An 18,383-nucleotide genomic window follows, 5' to 3' on the forward strand; every position below is an offset into this window, starting at 1 on the left:
CAGACGATATCAATGCTGGATCAGCTTGCCGCGCACCTGCTCCATCGCAACCTGATCCAGTTCCAGCCAGACCTGCTGCTTACCGGCAATCTCGGCCGCCACCGGCAACCCGTCGCGATACACCAGCCGATTACTCGCCAGCGCCGGCACTTTCGCCCCCGGCAACAGTGTCCCGGCGAGGTTCAGCGGATCCACCCCGCACACCGCGGTCAGACTGCCGTCATGTGGCCGGCGCCGTACATCACGCAGCAACGCAATCGCCTCGGGCAGGGCAAACTGTTCGCCTGCCAGGCCACTGACAAAACGCCCGCCGCGAATCTCGCCACGGGCCTCCAGTCGATGGAACGTGCGCAGCAATTCGCGCCAGCTCGGCAGCCAGTCCGCTTCGCGTTCCAGCAGACGCCAGAACACCACGCCGTAGCGGCGCAGCAAGGTCATGGCGACGTGTTCGAGGGTTTCCGGCGAAGGCGTCTGGCCGCTTTCCAATAGCGGCCCGCGCCGCAGCAACGCCCAGCGCCCGGCATCGTCCATGCCACCGACAAACGCCCCACGTCCGCGTCGACTGCTGCGCTGCTGGCGCTTGCTCGTCGGGGTGATCAGCGCACGCAGACCGGCGAAGCTGTCGGCGTTCACCAGGCCGGCGCCGACCAGTTCCTGCAAGGCGATTTCCAGCTCGGTGCGCAGCAGGTGCGCCTCATGGATCAACTCGTCGAAAAACAGCGCGCCGTGTTGAGTCAGTGCCGCGTAGACCTTTTGGGTTTTCGGTGAAAGCTCGCTGACCGGGGTCTGCTCGGCCAATCCACTCCACAACCCGACCTGGCTGCGTGGCAGCAGCACAATCGGCGTACTGCGCAGGGCCGTGCCGCTGACTTTCTGCCGGGCGCTGAGCCGCGTCCACACCAGTTTGCCGTTGCGGCACAGGTCATCCAGCCAACTCGGTGAATAGTCCTTCAGGCGCGCCGGCAGAATGTCGCTGTCCCACGCCGAGGCCGCCGCCGGGTAGCCTTCGAACTGGCCGACAATCGCCGGCAACACCGCGCTGCCCTGACCACGCGTAGCGGGGGACAGATGCTGCCAGTCAAACAGGAAACGCATGAAGTCCTGCAGCGCCACCGGCTCGATTTCCCGGCGCAAACGCTTGACCGTGTAACGATGGATGCGCGCCAGCAGATGCCGCTCGCACCATTCCTCAACCGTCGCGCCCGGGGTGAAGTGACCGCGCAGCACGTAGCCTTCGCGCTCCAGTTGCGCGAGGGCCTGTGCGACTTGTGTAGCGGGCAGCGCCAGCGGTTCGGCAATTGCGGGTAACGGCAGCGGGCCAAATGCGCCGAGCCGCGCGCGGAGCACTTCGACCAGCGCCTCATCGAACGTCCACGACTCATTGAAACCGGGCAACGCCTGCTGCGGTGGTTGCAGCGTGGCCTGTGGATAAAGCGCCAACAGGCAAGTCAGGCGTTCTCGCGCCAGCCACAACGAGCCAGGCTGTGGATGTGTAGTGAGTGTGAGGCCGTCTTCGCGAGCCTGTTCGCTAAGCTTTTCTTTTGCCGTTACTGGCGGAACGGCCAAGCGGCAGGCGCGACCGCTCGCAGTCAGCGCGTCAAGCCATTCGCGCCAGTGTTCGCCAGCCTGAACTTCAAGGTCGCTGATGCAGGCAAGGCTCATCAACGCCTCGTGCATTTCATCGACATTGGTCGGCGTCGGCCACGCTTGCTCGCGCACCGCGCCGATGGCGTCGGCGTCCAGTGCTCCGAGATCGTCGGTGGATTGCGGATCGCTCCAGCGCCGGTTGATCACCGCTTGCGTGCGGCGTTCTTCCAGCGGTGCGTCGTCGAGAAAGGTGTAGGGCCGCGCACTGAGGATTTCTGCCGCCAATGGCGAGGGCGCCGGCAGGTCGCGACTGATCAGCCGCACCTCGCCGCGCTCCATGCGCCGCAGCAAATGCAGCCAGCCTTCGCTGTCCATGGCCTCGTGCAGGCAGTCATCAAGGGTTTGCTCCACCAGCGGATGTTCAGGGACTTCCCGTTCGCCGGCGAGGTTTTCCAGGCAGGCGATCTGGTCCGGAAACACGCTCGCGATCAAGTCTTCGCTTTTCATTCGCTGCAACTGCGGTGCGACTTTGCGCCCGCCGGTAAAGCGCGGCAATGCCAGCGCCACCCCGGCATTCCAGCGCCAGCGCACGCCGAACAACGGCGCGTCGAGAATCGCCTGAATCAGGAGGTGCTCGGCGCTGTTGCTGTGCAGGTAACGCCAGACGTCATCCAGTTCGAAACTGTGGCTGGTGGACAGCGACAGGACGATCGCATCTTCGCTGGCAGCGGCCTGCAGTTCGAAGTTGAAGGTGCGACAGAAACGCTTGCGCAGGGCCAGGCCCCAGGCGCGGTTGATGCGGCTGCCGAACGGCGAATGGATGATCAACTGGGTGCCGCCGGACTCGTCGAAAAAACGCTCCATCAGCAGCGTGTCCTGTGAGGGCAGGGCGCCGAGCGTCAGGCGTGCGCGGGCGAGATAGTCCACCAGTTGTTCGGCGCTGGCGCGGTTCAGGCCGAGGGTCGCGGTCAGCCAGTCGAGCGCCGGTTGCAGTTCGCCGGGGCGGGCGCCAAGCAAGTCGTCGAGGGTCGCTTGCAGGCGCGCCACCGCCGAGGACAATTCATCGCTGCGCCCCGGGGCTTCGCCGAGCCAGAACGGTATGGTCGGTGGCTGCCCCTGCGCGTCCTCGACCCGCACCTTGCCGGCGTCCACCCGCAGGATCCGATAGGACGTGTTGCCGAGCTGAAACACGTCGCCGGCGATGCTTTCCACGGCGAAGTCTTCGTTGACGCTGCCGATGTTCAGGCCTTGGGGTTCCAGCAGCACGCTGTAGTCGGCGTTGTCCGGGATGGTGCCGCCGCTGGTGACCGCCGTCAGTTGCGAGCCACGCCGGCCCCGCAAGGTGCGGCTGACGGCGTCGCGGTGCAGATAGGCGCTGCGAATGCCCTGACGACCGTTGTAGCCTTCGGCGAGCATCGTCAGCAGCGCTTGATAGTGCTTTTCATCGAGATCGCGATAGGGCGAGGCTTGGCGAAACATTGCCAGCAACGCCTCTTCTGCCCATTCCTGACAACTGACTTCGGCAATGATCTGCTGCGCCAGAACATCCAGTGGCGCTTCGGGAATGTGCAGGATGTCGAGTTCGCCACGGCGCACGCAGTCGAGCAGGGCGGCGCATTCGATCAAGTCATCGCGGGTGGTGGCGAACAAACGGCCCTTGGGCGTGCCGCCGACCTGGTGCCCGGAGCGGCCCACGCGTTGCAGGAATCCCGCGATGGAGCGCGGCGAGGAAATCTGGCAGACCAGATCGACTTCACCGATGTCGATGCCCAACTCCAGCGAGGCGGTGGCGATCAAGACTTGCAGCTCGCCGCGCTTGAGTCGCTGTTCGGCGTCGAGGCGGAATTCCTTGGCCAGACTGCCGTGGTGCGCGGCGACGGCGTGTTTGCCCAGACGCTCGCTGAGGTGACGGCTCAAGCGTTCGGCCAGTCGCCGGGTGTTGACGAAAATCAGCGTGGTGCGGTGTTCGCGGGCCAGCTCGGCGAGGCGGTCGTAAACCAGCTCCCAGACATCGTTGGCCATCACTGCCGACAACGGCACTGGCGGCACTTCGATGCCGAGGTCCCGTGGGCGGGCGTGGCCAATGTCTATGATCTCGCAGGGCCGACCGGTACCGACCAGAAACCGCGCCACGGCGTCGATGGGTTTTTGTGTGGCGGACAAACCGATGCGGGTCAGCGGTTCGGCGCACAGGGCCTGCAAGCGTTCGAGGCTCAGCGCCAGGTGACTGCCGCGTTTACCGGCGGCTATGGCGTGGATTTCGTCGATGATCACCGTGCGCGTAGTGCCGAGCATTTTGCGCCCGGACTCGGAGCCGAGCAGCACGTACAGCGATTCGGGGGTGGTCACCAGAATGTGCGGCGCGCTTTTGCGCATGGCGGCGCGGTCTTTTTGCGGAGTGTCACCGGTGCGCACGGCGGTGGTGATCTGCAATTGCGGCAGGCCCATCTGGCGCAACTGTTCGGTGATCCCCGCCAGCGGGTTCTGCAGGTTGATGCGGATGTCGTTGGACAACGCCTTGAGCGGCGAAACATAGACCACCAGGGTTTCGTCCAGCAGGCCGGCGGGGTTTTCCAGGCCGCGCTGGACCAGATCGTCGAGTACGGCGAGGAACGCGGTAAGGGTTTTGCCGGAGCCCGTGGGCGCGGCGATCAGCGTCGAGCGGCGCTGGCGGATCAACGGCCATGCGCGTGCCTGGGCGGCGGTGACCGTCGGGAAGGTGCTGCTGAACCAGGCGCTGACGGCGGGGTGAAAGCCTGCCAGGGCCGCGTCCGTGGGGATGGGCAGATTCATGCTTAAGTTATGCGGGTGGGGGCGGCAAGATGCAAGTACCGCTGGGGATCTCGGCTGGCAGTTGCGGCCCCATCGCTGGCAAGCCAGCCCCCACAGTGATTTCTGTGATGCACGAGTCCTGCAATCAACGCTGAACCCTGCGGGAGCTGGCTTGCCAGCGATGAGGTCAGTCGCCACAGCCTAAATCCGGGGATCTACACTTTACGGGTGACGGTTGCGCACTAAACCCGCAAAATGCAACGATTCCGGCAATTATCGATGACGGTGCCACCAGCACCGTCGTTAAAGCCATCGTTCCAATCAGACTGGGCCTGCTGACTCTATGCGAATGCGCCTTATGTTACTGGGCGGCGGAAATGCCCTTGGGCAGGCGCTGATTCGCCTCGGTGCGGAGGAAGACATCGGTTTCCTCGCCCCCCGCCCGCCAGAAAACGGCTGGGATGCCGCGAGCCTGACGCAACTGCTCGACGACACCCGTCCGGATGCGTTGATCAACCTCGCCTATTATTTCGACTGGTTCCAGGCCGAAACCGTCAGCGAAAGCCGTCTGGCCGGCCAGGAACGTGCCATCGAGCGCCTGGCCGAACTGTGCCAGCACCACAACATCATTCTCGTGCAGCCGTCCAGTTACCGGGTGTTCGACGGTTCGCGGGCAACCGCCTACAGCGAAAAAGACGAGCCGGTGCCGCTGGGCCTGCGCGGTCAGGCGCTGTGGCGGATCGAGCAAAGTGTTCGCGCCACCTGCCCGCAACACGTGCTGGTGCGCTTCGGCTGGCTGCTCGATGACAGCCCTGAAGGCACCCTTGGGCGCTTCCTCGCCCGCGCCGAACAACCGGACGAATTGCTGATGGCCGATGATCGCCGGGGCAATCCGACCCCGGTGGATGATGCGGCGCGAGTGATCATTTCGGTGCTCAAGCAACTCGATTGTGCGGCGCCGCTGTGGGGCACCTACCATTACGCCGGCCACGAGGCGACCACACCGCTGGCGCTGGGCCAGGCGATTTTGACTGAAGCGCGCAATCTGCATGCGCTGGCGATCGAAGCCCCCACCGCCCAGGCGCACGCCGCGCGGCCGGACGCCGCCGAGGAACCGCAGCACGCGGTGCTCGCCTGCAAGAAAATTCTGCACACTTTCGGGATCAAACCGCGCGCCTGGCGCGCCGCACTCCCGGCTTTACTGGATAGGTTTTATCGTCATGGCTGAAGGCCCTGTTTTAATCACCGGCGGCGCCGGTTTCATCGGCTCGCACCTGACGGATGCGTTGCTCGCCACGGGCCATTCGGTGCGGATTCTCGATGATCTGTCGACCGGCAAACGCGCCAACCTGCCGTTGGACAACCCGAAGGTCGAGCTGATCGTCGGTGACGTTGCCGATGCCGCGCTGGTCGCGCAGGCGATGCAGGGTTGCAGCGCCGTGGCGCATCTGGCGGCGGTGGCTTCGGTGCAGGCTTCGGTGGACGATCCGGTAAAGACGCACCAGAGCAATTTCATCGGCACCCTGAATGTCTGCGAAGCCATGCGCCTGGCCGGGGTCAAGCGCGTGCTCTACGCGTCGAGCGCAGCGGTGTACGGCAATAACGGCGAAGGCGAGTCGATCGACGAAGACACGCCAAAGGCCCCGCTGACCCCGTATGCCTCGGACAAACTGGCCGGCGAGCATTACTTCGACTTCTACCGTCGCCAGCATGGTCTGGAACCGGTGATCTTCCGCTTCTTCAACATCTTCGGTCCACGCCAGGATCCGTCCTCGCCGTACTCCGGGGTCATCAGCATCTTCAGTGAGCGGGCGCAGAAAGGCTTGCCGATCACCGTGTTCGGCGATGGCGAGCAGACCCGCGATTTCCTCTACGTCGAAGACCTGGTCGATGTGCTGGTGCAGGCGATCGACAAGCCTGAAGTGGAAGTCGGCGCGATGAACGTCGGCTGGAATCAGGCGATGAACCTCAAGCAGATGCTGCAAGCGCTGCAGGAAGTGGTCGGCGAACTGCCTCCGGTCAGCTACGGTCCGGCGCGCTCCGGTGACATCCGCCATTCGCGGGCGAACAACCGGCGTTTGCTCGAGCGTTTCACCCTGCCGGAGCCGACGCCGATGCGCGTCGGGCTGGCGCGATTACTCGGAAGGTGAGTTTGGGGCAGACATGAAAAAGGCGCCTTTTTACAGGCGCCTTTTTCACGGCCGGAATTTGTCGCTAATCCTGTGGCGAGGGGATTTATCCCCGATCGATCACGAAGTGATCGTCGTCAGTTCCAAGCCTGCTCACCCAAAGCCTCATTCACCACCACGCGAATGTTCGAGTGTTGCTTAGAACTTGTAGCCCAGACCCACCATGTACACAAATGGATCGACATCAACATTCACTTTGGCACGGGTGCCCGGCGCCACTGCGTTGTTCTCGACGGTGGCGCGGGTGTTGATGTCGATGTAGCGCACCTGGGCGTTGAGCATGATGTTGTCGGTCAGCATGTAGTCAGCGCCGACCTGCCAGGCCAGACCCCAGGAGTTTTTCGCCTTGAAGTTGCTGAAACCGTTGGACTGGGCTTCGCTGCCGACGTGCTCGTCGTAGATCCAGGTGTAGTTGATGCCGCCGCCGATGTACGGCTGGAATGGCGACGTCGCTGCCAGCGGGTAGTAGACGACGCTGAGGGTGGGCGGCAGGTGTTTCAGGGTGCCGAGTTTGCCGTTGGCGGCTGACAACGCGGTGCCTTTGATCTTCACGTCATGCTCGAACGGGGACGCGGCCAGCAACTCGATACCGATGTTGTTGGTCAGCATGTAGGCGAAGTTCAGACCCAGTTGGGTGTCGCTGCTCATGGTCGCCTTGCCGCCCAGGTTGGTGCCGCTCAGCGGACCCTGATCGACCTTGACGCTGGAGCTGTCGGCCTTCGGGTTGACGGTGATCGCACCGGCGCGAACGATGATGTCGCCGGCCTCGTGGGCGTGGGCGAGCGGGGCTGCGAGCGCGAGAGCAAACAGCGAAGCGCTGAGCAAGGACTTGTTCATGGGAGCTCCAAAAGGACGTTAAAAATGTCTGATGCCCTATGGTATGAAGCCAACTGATACGGTCTTTTGACTCAGCTCAATGAAACAGTGAAGGGATGGTTTTTTGTGGAACCTTGGCCGGCCCCATCGCGAGCAGGCTCACTCCTACATTTGGAATACGTTCCCCCTGTAGGAGTGAGCCTGCTCGCGATAGCAACTGATCCGGCAACTCAAAACCTCCGGGTATTACTCCGGCAGCTCATACACATAAATCTTGTCCGCCGCCATCTGATACCCGGCGTCGGCCAGTTCGCTGGTGGACGCCTTGACCTGCAACGGTCCCTCCACCCAGTACGGCTGATACAGCTCGTCGAGCTTCACCCCCAGCTCGCTTTTTACATGCACGATCTGGTTCGACGGCGGTGGCGGCACGTGGATGCAGGCGCCGAAGTACGGCACCAGCAGAAAGTCCGTGGTGCGCCCCTCTTCGTTGACTTCCAGAGGCACGATATACCCCGGCAGGCGAATGTTCTGGCCGTCCAGGCTCTGCACCACCGGCGCATTCGGCATGTCCTGTTTTGCCGCTGGCGCCGACTCTGCCGAGAGCGCGTCGCCCATCTTCGACAGGTCATGCAATGGCGTCATGTTCGGCACTTCCGGCGCGGCGTCCGGCGGGATCATCTCCGACCAGGTCAGGTCTTTCGGCGCTGCTGCCCACACAGGCAGGGCAACCAGCAACAGCAGCGCAAGCACGGCGCGGGGCATGGTGAACATCCTCATAAACGGATCGACAGGCCATCGGCCAGGGATTGGCGATACGCGCGCCAGGCCGGCACGCTGCCCATCAGCAGCGCGGCCGCCAGAATGCCACCGAGCAGCGTCCATTCATACTCGCTCGGCCACGCCAGCGGCAGATACAGCCCGTAATTGGCCTGCACATAACCCTGCGCCGCAGCGATACCGATGTACAGCAACCCCAGCCCGGCGATCACCCCGGTCAGTGCCAGGGCGAAGGCTTCCAGCACTAGCAGGCTTGCGATGTGCCACGGCCGCGCACCGACCGAACGCAGAATCGCCATCTCGCGGCGACGCTCGTTGAGGCTGGTGAGAATCGCCGTGAGCATGCCGATCAACCCGGTCAGCACCACGAACAGCGAGACCACGAACAGCGCTTTTTCCGCGGTGCTCATCAGGCTCCACAACTCCTGCAAGGCCACGCCCGGCAGGATCGCCAGCATTGGCTCACCGCGGTATTCGTTGATTTCGCGTTGCAGGGCGAAGGTGGAAATCTTGCTGTTGAGGCCGAGCATGAACGCGGTGATTGCCTGTGGCGTCAGGTCCATGTTGCGCGCCTGGTCCGCCGTGATGCGCCCGTTGCCCCGGGCCGGCACGCCGTTGTGCCAGTCGATGTGAATCGCTTCCATGCCGCCGAGGCTGATGTGCAACGTGCGGTCCACCGGGGTGCCGGTGCGTTTGAGAATGCCGACCACGGTGAACGGTTTGTCGTCGTGCTTGACCAGACTGATCGCTGCCACACCGTGGGCCAGCACCAGTTGGTCGCCGAGCTTGTAGTGCAGCGCCTCGGCCACTTCGGCGCCGAGCACCACTTCGAATGGATCGGTGGCAAACGCCCGACCATCAGCCAGTTCCAGGTGCTGCTGGCGACCGTACTGGTAATGCTCGAAATACGCCTCGGTGGTGCCCATCACCCGGTAACCGCGGTGCGAGTCGCCAAGGGACATCGGGATCGCCCACTTCACTTTCGGGTTGCTGGCAAAGTGTTCGAAGCTGTCCCAGCGGATGTTGTTGGTGGCGTTGCCGATGCGGAACACCGAGTACAGCAGCAGGTTCACCGAACCGGAGCGGGCGCCGACGATCAGGTCGGTGCCGCTGATGGTGCTGGCGAAGCTGGCCTTGGCCTCGGTGCGCACGCGCTCGACGGCGAGCAGCAGGCACACCGACAAAGCAATGGCGAACGCGGTGAGCAGGGCGGTGAAACGGCGGTTGGCCAGGCTGGCCATGGCCAGACGAAACAGATACATCTCAGACCTCGGCAGACGTGGCGGCGCGATTGAGCTCGGCCAGGGACAGGTGACGGTCGAACAGCGGCGCCAGGCTCTGGTCGTGGCTAACGAACAACAGGCTCGAGCCGGCCTCGCGGCATTCGGCGAACAGCAGGCGAATGAAGTTTTCCCGGGCGTCGTAATCCAGCGCCGAGGTCGGTTCGTCGGCGATCACCAGTTCCGGTTGGCCGATCAAGGCACGGGCGGCGGCAACCCGTTGCTGCTGACCGATCGACAGCGAGTCGGCGCGACGACCGAGGAGGCTTTCGTCCTTCAGACCCAAGTGGGCAAGCAGCGTGGCGGCAGCCTGATCGACGCTGCCGTGACGCTGTTTCGCCCGTTCAGCGCGCAGTTTGGAGAAGTGGCAGGGCAACTCGACGTTCTCGCGCACCGAGAGAAACGGCAGCAGGTTGAACTGCTGGAAGATGTAGCCAGTGTGATCGACACGAAAGCGGTCGCGGGCGCCGGCACCGAGTTCGGTCAGCTCCTGGCCGAGCAGGCGAATGCTGCCGCGCCCGGGTTTTTGCACCCCGCCGAGCAGGCCGAGCAGGGTGGTCTTGCCACTGCCGCTGGGGCCTTTGAGGAACAGGGTTTCCCCTGGCTCCAGGCGAAACGCCGGGATGTCCAGCAGCGGCGGGTGACCGGGCCAGTTGAAGCCCAGGTCGGACAGTTCGATGAGTGCTTGGGTCATGGCGCCAGTTTCAAGAGTTGAACTCAGAACCCCTGTAGGAGCTGCCGAAGGCTGCGATCTTTGATCTTGCTTCTAAAAAGATCAGGATCAAAAGATCGCAGCCTTCGGCAGCTCCTACAGGAGATTTTCAGACAATCAGAATTTCAGGGCAGCCGCCTTGGCCGTGACTTCCGTACCTTGCTGGCCGCTCGGGCCGATCAGTTGTACCTGAATTTTCTGGGTCGCCGGGAAGGTATTGAAGATGTTCGCCAAGTCGAGTGTCTTCAGAGCACCCGGGGCTGCGCAGCTGAATTGATAGTGTGCGTGGATTTCGCTGTGATCGTGGTGATGCTCGTGACCGTCCTTGTCCGCTTCATCATCGTCGTGATCTTCGGCGGCCGGCTTGTCGCCGAACAGCGGGCTTTCCAGTTCCTGGCTGGCTACTTTGCAACCCGCGGCGGCGGGCAGGTTGAACAGCGCCAGCGGGTTCTCCAGTTTCGTGCGAGCGGCCACGACCTTGGCTTTGTCGGCGTCGGTGGTGGCGGCGTGTTCGAAGCCGACCAGGTTCATCGCCGGGCTTTCCAGTTCCAGCTCCAGGGTCTGGCCGTCGAGTGCGGCGTTCAAGCGGCCAACGCCATGCTCATGGGCGCCGAGGCTGCCGTGCTCGTGGTCATGATCGTGCTCATCGGCGGCGTGGGCGATGGCCAGCGGCAACAGGGCAAACGGCAAAGCGAGCAGCAGACGACGCATGGCGGTCTCCGGAAAGTAAAGTGAAGAGTTTGTTATGTAATCTTATAACGAAAGTCCGCAGAGTTTGCCCGCCTGCTTGGCGTTGCACAAGTCCCGTGGGAGCATGCAGGTCAGAAATGTGCAGGAGCGAAGCAGATGTTGCGGATACGCGGAACCGTCGGCGCGATGCCGGTGGATTTGACGGTGGAGCTGGATGACAGCGATTGGGCGAAGCTCGGTGCAGCGCTGGGGGCGCAGTCGCAGAGCGAGCAGTCGCCAGCGGCATCGCTGACGCCAACAGCGAAACCGCAGAATCAGGACGATGCCGTGTGGCAAGTCGCGCAGGACCTGTTGCGCAAGGCCGGACAGCTCAGCGGGCCGGACCTGCTGGAGCAGCTTGAGGGTTTGACCGGCAGCGCGGCGGCGGGCAAACGGCTGCTGGTGCGCTTGCGCCACAGCTCGCAAGTGAAAGTGGCGAGCGGCGGCGATACGCCGCTCTACAGCTGGGTCGAGTAAGCCGCAAAAGATCGCAGCCTGCGGCAGCTCCTACATGGGGCGATGCGTCACCCGTTTTGCGGATGAACGCTGAACCTGTAGGAGCTGCCGCAGGCTGCGATCTTTTGATCTTAATAAAGCGCAGCGAACACTTTGCGGCGGTAAGCGGTCACCAGCGGATGATCGTTGCCCAGCAGTTCGAACACCTGCAGCAGGGTCTTGTGCGGCAAGCCCTCGCCGTAGCTGCGGTTGCGGATGAACAGCTTGAGCAAGGCCTCCAGCGCCGCCTCGTATTGCTGACGCGCCAGTTGCTGGATCGCCAGTTGATACACCGCTTCGTCGTCCTGTGGGTTCTGTGCCAGACGCGCCTTGAGGTCAGCGGCATCCGGCAGGTCACGGGCCAGGCCGAGGAACTTGATCTGCGCCTTGGCACCGGCCAGTGCAGCCTTGTGCTCATCGCTCTTGACCGCGTCGAGTACGGTTTGCGCTTCGTCCAGTTCGCCGCGCTCGGTCAGGCAGCGGGCGTACAGGATCAGCGCCTTGGCGTTGCTGTTGTCTTCGTTGAGCATCACCACCAGCGCCGCTTCGGCATCGGCGTAACGGCCATCGTCAAACAGCGCTTGCGCCTGTTCGAACGGGTCGGCGGCGGCCGGTGGCGGCATCTGCACATGCGGTTCGAGCAGGGCGCGCACGGCGGATTCCGGTTGTGCACCGGCAAAACCGTCGACCGGTTGACCGTCCTTGAACAGCACCACGGTCGGCAGGCTGCGAATGCCGAAGCGGGCCACGATGTCCTGCTCGATGTCGCAGTTGACCTTGGCCAGCAGCAGCTCGCCCTGATAGCTCTCGGCAATGCCTTGCAGCATCGGCATCAACGCCTTGCACGGCGCACACCACTCGGCCCAGAAATCCACCAGCACCGGTTTGTTGAAAGAAGCTTCGATCACCGACTGGTCGAAATCGGCAGTCGTGGCGTCGAAGATGTACGGCGTTTGCTGACTCATGGGGGATCTCGTAAAAGCGTGGATGGGGCAACTATACGGCTTGGCGGGGTGCGGCCGGAAGCGGTGCAGGTTTGAGCATTGTGTCGCCTGGCAGGACGCTTTCGCGAGCAGGCTCGCTCCCACATTGGATCTATGGCGTTCACCAACCCCTTGTGGGAGCGGGCTTGCCCGCGATGCTTTTAGCTAGCGCCGCGCGTGGTACAGGCTGACATGGCGAAACTCTTCCGGCTCCGCCAGATCCGGCAAGGTCATCGCCTCAAGCATTTCGATGCGCTGATACAACGGATGACGAAAATCGCGAACCCGCGAATCCGCCACCAGCGCCTCGCGACCACGGCTGAGAAACGCATCGAGCAGCGGCAGGTTCTCGCGGTCGTAGAGCACGTCCGCCACCAGAATCAGATCGAAGCGATCAGCCTCGGCGAAGAAGTCCGTCGAATAGCTCATCTGCACATCATTGAGTTCAGCATTGGCCCGGCACGCGGCAATTGCCAGTGGATCGAGATCACAGGCCACCACTTCCTGCGCCCCGGCCTTCACCGCAGCAATTCCGGCAATCCCGGAGCCGGCGCCGAAATCCAGAACCCGTTTGCCACGCACCCATTCCGGGAATTCGGCCAGATACCGCGCCACCGCCAGACCGCTGGCCCAGCAAAAGCTCCAATAAGGCGGTTCATGGAGGATGCGCCGGGTTTCGTCGGGGCTGAACTCGCGGTGCATGTTGTCGCCGTCGATCAGCCACAGCTGCAAGTCGGTGCCCGGCAATGCACAGGCCTTGAGCCGGGCATCACCGAGCAATTCACCCAGCGCTTGTTGCAGGTCGAGCGGTGCCGTCATGGTGCTTTGACAAATTGCAGCTGGCCCAGCGCCTGAGTGGTTGGCTGGGTGATGGTTTGCGACGGCAGGTGCAGGATCAACTGGCCCGACTGCGTGGCACGACCGCGCAACTCAACCCGCGCACCGGCCGGAAAGGCGTCCGGGTTGAAGCGCAGGCGAAACGGCAGGATCTGGTTGTTGCCGATCAGGCTGGAACTGGCAAGCAGTTGTTGCGGGCGCGACTTCTCGTCGATCACCAGCAGCGCCAGTTCGACTTCGGCCCCGGCCGGCACGCCTTGCAAGGTGCCGCTCAGCTCCCGTTGGTAGGCTGGCAGCGGTCCGAGGTCGGCAGCTTCTTTGGCTTTTTTCTGCGCCTGTTGCGGCGCCGGTCCTGGCGTCGGCGGCTGCGGCTTGGGTTTATCGCTGCCGCAGGCCACCAGCAGGGCGAAAAGACTGAGCAAAACGAGCGGTCGTAGCGGCATTGGCAGCTCCAGCAAAATGAAATCCATGGATCAAACGATCATGGCAGTCTGTATACCGCAAACCCTATGGCTTGTCTTGCCACCGGGATGCGCTACCATGGCCCTCCCTTTTTTTGTTGCCAGCCACCATGCACTGTCCCTTCTGCGGTGCCAACGACACCAAGGTCATCGACTCGCGTCTGGTCGCCGAGGGCGAACAGGTGCGCCGCCGGCGTGAATGCCTGGCCTGCGGCGAACGTTTCACGACGTTCGAGACGGCCGAACTGGTGTTGCCGCGCCTGATCAAAACCGACGGCAGCCGCCAACCGTTCGACGAAGAAAAACTCCGCGCCGGCATGCAACGCGCCCTGGAGAAACGTCCGGTGAGCGTCGAGCGCCTCGAATCCTCTCTGGTTCACATCAAGCACAAGCTGCGCGCCACCGGCGAGCGCGAGGTCAAATCCCTCGTGGTCGGCGAACTGGTGATGGCCGAACTGCAAAAGCTCGATGAAGTGGCCTACATCCGTTTCGCTTCGGTGTATCGCCGCTTCCAGGACCTCAACGAGTTCCGCGAAGAGATCGACCGCCTCGCCCGCGAACCGGTGAAAGAATGACCCGCGCCGCCGAGCAGGCCATCCTCGACGCTCACTTCATGGCCCGCGCGCTGGAACTGGCGCGCAAAGGCCACTACACCACGCACCCCAATCCTCGGGTTGGCTGCGTGATCGTGCGCGACGGGCAGATTGTCGGCGAAGGCTTTCATGAACGGGCCGGCGAACCCCACGCTGAAGTCCATGCCTTGCGCGCCGCCGGTGAACTGGCCCGGGGGGCGACGGCTTACGTCACCCTTGAGCCGTGCAGCCACCATGGCCGTACGCCGCCGTGCGCCGACGCGCTGGTGAATGCCGGGGTGGGCCGGGTGGTCGCGGCGATGCGTGATCCGAACCCGCAAGTTGCCGGGCGAGGCTTGCAGCGTCTGGCCGATGCCGGGATCGCCACCGAAAGCGGCGTGCTGGAAGCTGAAGCGCGCAAGCTCAATCAAGGTTTCCTTAAGCGTATGGAACATGGCCTGCCGTTCGTGCGGGTCAAGTTGGCCATGAGTCTCGACGGTCGCACGGCGATGGAGAGCGGCGAGAGCCAATGGATCACCGGCCCGGCTGCCCGTTCGGCGGTGCAGCGTCTACGCGCCCAGGCCAGCGTGGTGCTGACCGGTGCCGACACGGTGCTGGCTGACGGCGCACGCTTGACCGTGCGCGCCGACGAGTTGGGCCTGGATGCCGAGCAAACTGCCTTGGCCATGAGCCGTCCGCCGCTGCGGGTGCTGATCGACGGGCGCCTGCGGGTGCCGTTGGATGCGCCGTTCTTCAAAGCCGGTCCGGCGCTGGTCGCCACCTGCATGGCAGTCGAAGAGCAATACGCCAACGGCCCGGAATGCCTGATCGTGCCGGGCGATGACGGTCAGGTCGATCTGCATCAACTGCTGATCGAACTGGCCGGCCGTGGCGTCAATGAAGTACTGGTCGAGGCCGGGCCACGACTGGCCGGCGCCTTTGCCCAGCTCGGTCTGGTCGACGAGTTCGTGATCTTCATTGCCGGCAAGTTCCTCGGCTCCTCGGCACGGCCGTTGCTGGACTGGCCGTTGACCTATATGAAGGACGCTGCGGAGCTGAAAATCACTGAAATCCGCGCGGTTGGCGATGACTGGCGAGTCACTGCGACGCCGGTCCGTTCGGCGAGCGTATAATTCCCGGCCATCGCCTTAGCGCTGGCTTCGTTCTCAAGGAGAACCCCATGTTTACCGGCATCATCGAATCCATCGGCAGTATCCGTGCACTGACCCCCAAGGGCGGTGATGTACGGGTGCACGTCGCAACCGGCAAGCTCGACCTGAGCGATGTCAAGCTCGGCGACAGCATCGCCGTCAACGGCGTGTGCCTGACCGCCGTTGAACTGCCGGGCGACGGCTTTGCCGCCGACGTCAGCCGCGAAACGCTGGACTGCACCGCCATGAATGACCTGAAAAGCGGCAGCCCGGTCAATCTGGAAAAAGCCCTGACCCCGACCACCCGTCTCGGCGGGCATCTGGTCAGCGGCCATGTCGACGGTGTCGGCGAAGTGGTGTCGCGCAGCGACAATGCCCGCGCCGTGGAATTTCGCATCCGCGCGCCGAAAGAACTGGCCAAGTACATCGCCCATAAAGGTTCGGTCACCGTCGACGGCACCAGCCTGACCGTGAACGCGGTCGATGGCGCCGAATTCCTGTTGACGATCATTCCGCACACCCTGAGCGAAACCATCATGGCTTCTTATAAGCCTGGTCGCCGGGTAAATCTGGAAGTCGACTTGCTGGCGCGTTATCTGGAGCGTTTGCTCTTGGGCGACAAGGCCGCAGAGCCGAGCGCTGGCGGCACGATCACTGAAAGCTTTCTGGCCGCCAACGGCTACCTCAAATCCTGACTGAAGGGGGGGCCTTGTGGCGCTCAATAGCATCGAAGAACTGGTTGAAGACATCCGCCAAGGCAAGATGGTCATCCTCATGGATGACGAAGACCGCGAGAACGAAGGCGACCTGATCATGGCCGCCGAATGCTGCCAGGCCGAGCACATCAACTTCATGGCCAAGCACGCCCGTGGCCTGATCTGCATGCCGATGAGCCGCGAGCGCTGCGAGCTGTTGAAGCTGCCACTGATGGCCCCGCGTAACGGTTCCGGTTTCGGCACCAAGTTCACCGTGTCGATCGAAGCCGCCGAAGGCGTCACCACCGGGATCTCCGCCGCCGACCGTGCGCGCACCGTGCAAGCGGCCGCCGCCAAAGACGCCAAGGCTGAAGACATCGTCAGCCCGGGGCACATCTTCCCGCTGATGGCTCAGGCCGGCGGCACCCTCGCGCGCGCCGGCCACACCGAAGCCGCCTGCGATCTGGCGCGCATGGCCGGTTTCGAGCCGAGCGGCGTGATCTGCGAAGTGATGAACGACGACGGCACCATGTCCCGCCGCGCCGAACTGGAAGCTTTCGCTGCCGAACACAACATCAAGATCGGCACCATCGCCGACCTGATTCACTACCGGATGATCCACGAACGTACCGTTCAGCGGATTGCCGAGCAGCCGCTGGACAGCGAACTGGGCCAATTCAACCTGGTGACCTATCGTGATTCGGTGGAAGGTGACGTGCACATGGCCCTCACGCTGGGCACCGTTTGCGCCGAAGAGCCGACCCTGGTTCGCGTGCACAACATGGACCCGCTGCGCGACCTGTTGATGGTCAAGCAACCGGGCCGCTGGAGCCTGCGCGCCGCCATGGCCGCGGTGGCCGAGGCCGGCAGCGGTGTGGTGCTGTTGCTTGGTCACCCGCTGGACGGCGACGTGCTGCTGGCGCACATCCGCGAAACCGGTGAGCAGGCAGCGCCGAAAAAACCGACCACCTACAGCATCGTCGGTGCAGGTTCGCAGATCCTGCGTGACCTCGGTGTACGCAAAATGCGCCTGATGTCGGCACCGATGAAATTTAATGCGATATCCGGTTTCGATCTGGAAGTTGTAGAATACGTGCCCTCCGAATAATGACCGGTCGTTTTCGGCATTGTTGAAGTAGATTGATTGTGGCGAGGGAGCTTGCTCCCGCTTGGGTGCGCAGCACCCACAAAAGGGCCGCTGCGCTGCCCAGCGGGAGCAAGCTCCCTCGCCACAGGTTCGTCATCAACCAGCAATGCGGGATTTCCGGCCTTGTATTCGTGGCTAATATCACTGAGGGATGCGTACGAGACGCGTCCCGGCTCTTTAAGAGAACTGACGAATGACCCTGAAGACCATCGAAGGTACCTTCATCGCCCCTAAAGGCCGCTACGCTCTGGTAGTGGGCCGTTTCAACAGCTTCGTGGTTGAAAGCCTGGTCAGCGGTGCAGTTGATGCCCTGGTTCGCCACGGCGTGAGCGAAAGCGACATCACCATCATCCGCGCACCTGGCGCCTTCGAAATCCCGCTGGTTGCGCAGAAAGTCGCCCAGAAAGGTGAATTCGCAGCCATCATCGCCCTCGGCGCGGTCATTCGTGGCGGCACCCCGCACTTCGAATACGTGGCAGGCGAGTGCACCAAGGGTCTGGCCCAGGTATCCATGGAATTCGGCGTACCGGTCGCTTTCGGCGTCCTGACCGTCGATTCCATCGAGCAAGCCATCGAGCGTTCCGGCACCAAGGCCGGCAACAAAGGTGCTGAAGCTGCCCTGTCCGCTCTGGAAATGGTCAGCCTGCTGGCGCAGTTGGAGGCCAAGTGATTAGCGACGATAGCGATCGTTTCAACCCGCGCGATCCGAAACCTGCGGATGCCGGCAAGCCATCGAAAAGCGTCAAGCGTCGCGAAGCCCGTCAGCTCGCGACTCAAGCGCTGTATCAATGGCACATGGCCAAGGCTTCGCTGAACGAGATCGAAGCGCAGTTCCGCGTTGATAACGATTTCACCGATGTCGATGGCGCGTATTTCCGCGAAATCCTGCACGGGGTTCCGGCAAGCCGCACCGAAATCGACATCGCGCTCAAGCCTTGCCTGGACATCGAAATCGAAGAGCTGGACCCGGTTGAACTGGCAGTTCTGCGCCTGTCCACCTGGGAGCTGCTCAAGCGCGTCGACGTGCCGTACCGCGTTGTGATCAACGAAGGTATCGAGCTGGCGAAAGTCTTCGGTTCGACCGACGGCCACAAGTTCGTCAACGGCGTACTCGACAAGCTGGCTCCGCGCCTGCGTGAAGCTGAAGTCAAGGCGTTCAAGCGCTGATCAGCGCTTG

At 63.1% G+C, this 18,383-nt stretch carries 18 protein-coding genes; 9 read left to right on the forward strand and 9 right to left on the reverse strand.

Annotated elements, in window-relative coordinates; genetic code table 11:
* Positions 1–9: 9 nt before the first annotated feature.
* A complete protein-coding gene (locus J5M57_RS09280) occupies positions 10–4,380 on the reverse strand; it encodes a DEAD/DEAH box helicase (protein WP_207848981.1) in 4,371 nt (1,456 codons plus the stop codon).
* Positions 4,381–4,702: 322 nt separating this feature from the next.
* Here J5M57_RS09280 and J5M57_RS09285 point away from each other — a divergent pair, with 322 nt between their 5' ends.
* Both J5M57_RS09285 and J5M57_RS09290 read left to right on the forward strand, forming a co-directional pair.
* Positions 4,703–5,587: a sugar nucleotide-binding protein gene (locus tag J5M57_RS09285; RefSeq protein ID WP_064589444.1), complete on the forward strand. Its 885-nt coding sequence runs from the start codon at positions 4,703–4,705 to the stop codon at positions 5,585–5,587.
* On the forward strand, positions 5,580–6,509 hold the full coding sequence (locus J5M57_RS09290; protein ID WP_207848984.1) for an NAD-dependent epimerase/dehydratase family protein: 930 nt from the start codon (positions 5,580–5,582) through the stop codon (positions 6,507–6,509). Before J5M57_RS09285 ends, J5M57_RS09290 begins: the two co-directional genes overlap by 8 nt.
* 177 nt (positions 6,510–6,686) lie before the next feature.
* On the opposite strand, the gene J5M57_RS09295 is transcribed toward J5M57_RS09290, so the two are convergent.
* The 5 genes from J5M57_RS09295 to J5M57_RS09315 form a co-directional block, all read right to left on the reverse strand.
* Positions 6,687–7,385, reverse strand: coding sequence for an OmpW family outer membrane protein (locus tag J5M57_RS09295; protein ID WP_207848986.1), 699 nt, complete (start codon positions 7,383–7,385; stop codon positions 6,687–6,689).
* 225 nt (positions 7,386–7,610) lie between these two features.
* Positions 7,611–8,129, reverse strand: coding sequence for a DUF3299 domain-containing protein (locus J5M57_RS09300; protein ID WP_047296927.1), 519 nt, complete (start codon positions 8,127–8,129; stop codon positions 7,611–7,613).
* An 11-nt stretch (positions 8,130–8,140) separates the two neighbouring features.
* A complete protein-coding gene (locus J5M57_RS09305) occupies positions 8,141–9,406 on the reverse strand; it encodes an ABC transporter permease (protein WP_169843242.1) in 1,266 nt (421 codons plus the stop codon).
* A gap of 1 nt (position 9,407) precedes the next feature.
* On the reverse strand, positions 9,408–10,118 hold the full coding sequence (locus J5M57_RS09310; RefSeq protein ID WP_064589440.1) for an ABC transporter ATP-binding protein: 711 nt from the start codon (positions 10,116–10,118) through the stop codon (positions 9,408–9,410).
* A gap of 135 nt (positions 10,119–10,253) precedes the next feature.
* The gene (locus J5M57_RS09315; protein ID WP_083367789.1) at positions 10,254–10,847 is read right to left on the reverse strand and encodes a DUF2796 domain-containing protein; all 594 of its coding nucleotides are present in this window, start codon (positions 10,845–10,847) and stop codon (positions 10,254–10,256) included.
* 135 nt (positions 10,848–10,982) lie between these two features.
* On the opposite strand from J5M57_RS09315, the gene J5M57_RS09320 reads away from it, so the two are divergent.
* On the forward strand, positions 10,983–11,342 hold the full coding sequence (locus tag J5M57_RS09320) for a hypothetical protein (protein ID WP_169843243.1): 360 nt from the start codon (positions 10,983–10,985) through the stop codon (positions 11,340–11,342).
* A gap of 110 nt (positions 11,343–11,452) precedes the next feature.
* Here the strand turns inward: J5M57_RS09320 and trxA are convergent, their stop codons facing one another.
* The 3 genes from trxA to J5M57_RS09335 form a co-directional block, all read right to left on the reverse strand.
* The gene (trxA, locus tag J5M57_RS09325) at positions 11,453–12,325 is read right to left on the reverse strand and encodes a thioredoxin (RefSeq protein ID WP_207848988.1); all 873 of its coding nucleotides are present in this window, start codon (positions 12,323–12,325) and stop codon (positions 11,453–11,455) included.
* A 183-nt stretch (positions 12,326–12,508) separates the two neighbouring features.
* Complete coding sequence (locus tag J5M57_RS09330) at positions 12,509–13,162, reverse strand: 50S ribosomal protein L11 methyltransferase (protein ID WP_207848990.1); 654 nt, start codon at positions 13,160–13,162, stop codon at positions 12,509–12,511.
* Positions 13,159–13,623 carry a YbaY family lipoprotein gene (locus J5M57_RS09335; protein WP_064590111.1) on the reverse strand — a complete coding sequence of 155 codons (465 nt, stop codon included), beginning with the start codon at positions 13,621–13,623 and terminating at the stop codon, positions 13,159–13,161. The genes J5M57_RS09330 and J5M57_RS09335 overlap by 4 nt, the downstream gene beginning before the upstream one ends.
* Positions 13,624–13,751: 128 nt before the next feature.
* Between J5M57_RS09335 and nrdR the strand changes: the two genes are divergently transcribed.
* The 6 genes from nrdR to nusB all read left to right on the forward strand — a co-directional run bounded on the left by nrdR (position 13,752) and on the right by nusB (position 18,373).
* Positions 13,752–14,216 (forward strand): transcriptional regulator NrdR, encoded by a 465-nt coding sequence (nrdR, locus tag J5M57_RS09340; protein ID WP_003228656.1) that lies wholly within the window; start codon positions 13,752–13,754, stop codon positions 14,214–14,216.
* Entirely contained in the window at positions 14,213–15,346 is a 1,134-nt protein-coding gene (gene ribD, locus J5M57_RS09345) for a bifunctional diaminohydroxyphosphoribosylaminopyrimidine deaminase/5-amino-6-(5-phosphoribosylamino)uracil reductase RibD (protein WP_207848992.1), read from the forward strand. The genes nrdR and ribD overlap by 4 nt, the downstream gene beginning before the upstream one ends.
* A 47-nt stretch (positions 15,347–15,393) precedes the next feature.
* The gene (locus J5M57_RS09350) at positions 15,394–16,059 is read left to right on the forward strand and encodes a riboflavin synthase (RefSeq protein WP_083367794.1); all 666 of its coding nucleotides are present in this window, start codon (positions 15,394–15,396) and stop codon (positions 16,057–16,059) included.
* Between the two features lie 16 nt (positions 16,060–16,075).
* Complete coding sequence (ribBA, locus tag J5M57_RS09355) at positions 16,076–17,167, forward strand: bifunctional 3,4-dihydroxy-2-butanone-4-phosphate synthase/GTP cyclohydrolase II (protein ID WP_039761895.1); 1,092 nt, start codon at positions 16,076–16,078, stop codon at positions 17,165–17,167.
* Between the two features lie 232 nt (positions 17,168–17,399).
* Positions 17,400–17,876, forward strand: a complete 477-nt coding sequence (ribE, locus tag J5M57_RS09360) for a 6,7-dimethyl-8-ribityllumazine synthase (protein WP_003228649.1) — start codon at positions 17,400–17,402, stop codon at positions 17,874–17,876.
* Complete coding sequence (nusB, locus tag J5M57_RS09365) at positions 17,873–18,373, forward strand: transcription antitermination factor NusB (protein ID WP_169843248.1); 501 nt, start codon at positions 17,873–17,875, stop codon at positions 18,371–18,373. Before ribE ends, nusB begins: the two co-directional genes overlap by 4 nt.
* The last annotated feature ends 10 nt before the right edge of the window (positions 18,374–18,383 follow it).

It is taken from the genome of Pseudomonas sp. 86_A, from assembly GCF_017491705.1.
GTDB classification, from domain to species: domain Bacteria; phylum Pseudomonadota; class Gammaproteobacteria; order Pseudomonadales; family Pseudomonadaceae; genus Aquipseudomonas; species Aquipseudomonas koreensis.

Bases quoted from the DNA above. Each gene is read 5' to 3' on its own strand.
- J5M57_RS09335 (WP_064590111.1), bottom strand. From the start codon at position 13,623: ATGCCGCTACGACCGCTCGTTTTGCTCAGTCTTTTCGCCCTGCTGGTG.
- ribD (WP_207848992.1), top strand. From the start codon at position 14,213: ATGACCCGCGCCGCCGAGCAGGCCATCCTCGACGCTCACTTCATGGCC.
- J5M57_RS09320 (WP_169843243.1), top strand. From the start codon at position 10,983: ATGTTGCGGATACGCGGAACCGTCGGCGCGATGCCGGTGGATTTGACG.
- J5M57_RS09350 (WP_083367794.1), top strand. From the start codon at position 15,394: ATGTTTACCGGCATCATCGAATCCATCGGCAGTATCCGTGCACTGACC.
- ribE (WP_003228649.1), top strand. From the start codon at position 17,400: ATGACCCTGAAGACCATCGAAGGTACCTTCATCGCCCCTAAAGGCCGC.
- J5M57_RS09285 (WP_064589444.1), top strand. From the start codon at position 4,703: ATGCGAATGCGCCTTATGTTACTGGGCGGCGGAAATGCCCTTGGGCAG.
- J5M57_RS09295 (WP_207848986.1), bottom strand. From the start codon at position 7,385: ATGAACAAGTCCTTGCTCAGCGCTTCGCTGTTTGCTCTCGCGCTCGCA.
- J5M57_RS09280 (WP_207848981.1), bottom strand. From the start codon at position 4,380: ATGAATCTGCCCATCCCCACGGACGCGGCCCTGGCAGGCTTTCACCCC.
- trxA (WP_207848988.1), bottom strand. From the start codon at position 12,325: ATGAGTCAGCAAACGCCGTACATCTTCGACGCCACGACTGCCGATTTC.
- J5M57_RS09310 (WP_064589440.1), bottom strand. From the start codon at position 10,118: ATGACCCAAGCACTCATCGAACTGTCCGACCTGGGCTTCAACTGGCCC.
- nrdR (WP_003228656.1), top strand. From the start codon at position 13,752: ATGCACTGTCCCTTCTGCGGTGCCAACGACACCAAGGTCATCGACTCG.
- J5M57_RS09300 (WP_047296927.1), bottom strand. From the start codon at position 8,129: ATGCCCCGCGCCGTGCTTGCGCTGCTGTTGCTGGTTGCCCTGCCTGTG.
- J5M57_RS09305 (WP_169843242.1), bottom strand. From the start codon at position 9,406: ATGTATCTGTTTCGTCTGGCCATGGCCAGCCTGGCCAACCGCCGTTTC.
- J5M57_RS09330 (WP_207848990.1), bottom strand. From the start codon at position 13,162: ATGACGGCACCGCTCGACCTGCAACAAGCGCTGGGTGAATTGCTCGGT.
- J5M57_RS09315 (WP_083367789.1), bottom strand. From the start codon at position 10,847: ATGCGTCGTCTGCTGCTCGCTTTGCCGTTTGCCCTGTTGCCGCTGGCC.
- J5M57_RS09290 (WP_207848984.1), top strand. From the start codon at position 5,580: ATGGCTGAAGGCCCTGTTTTAATCACCGGCGGCGCCGGTTTCATCGGC.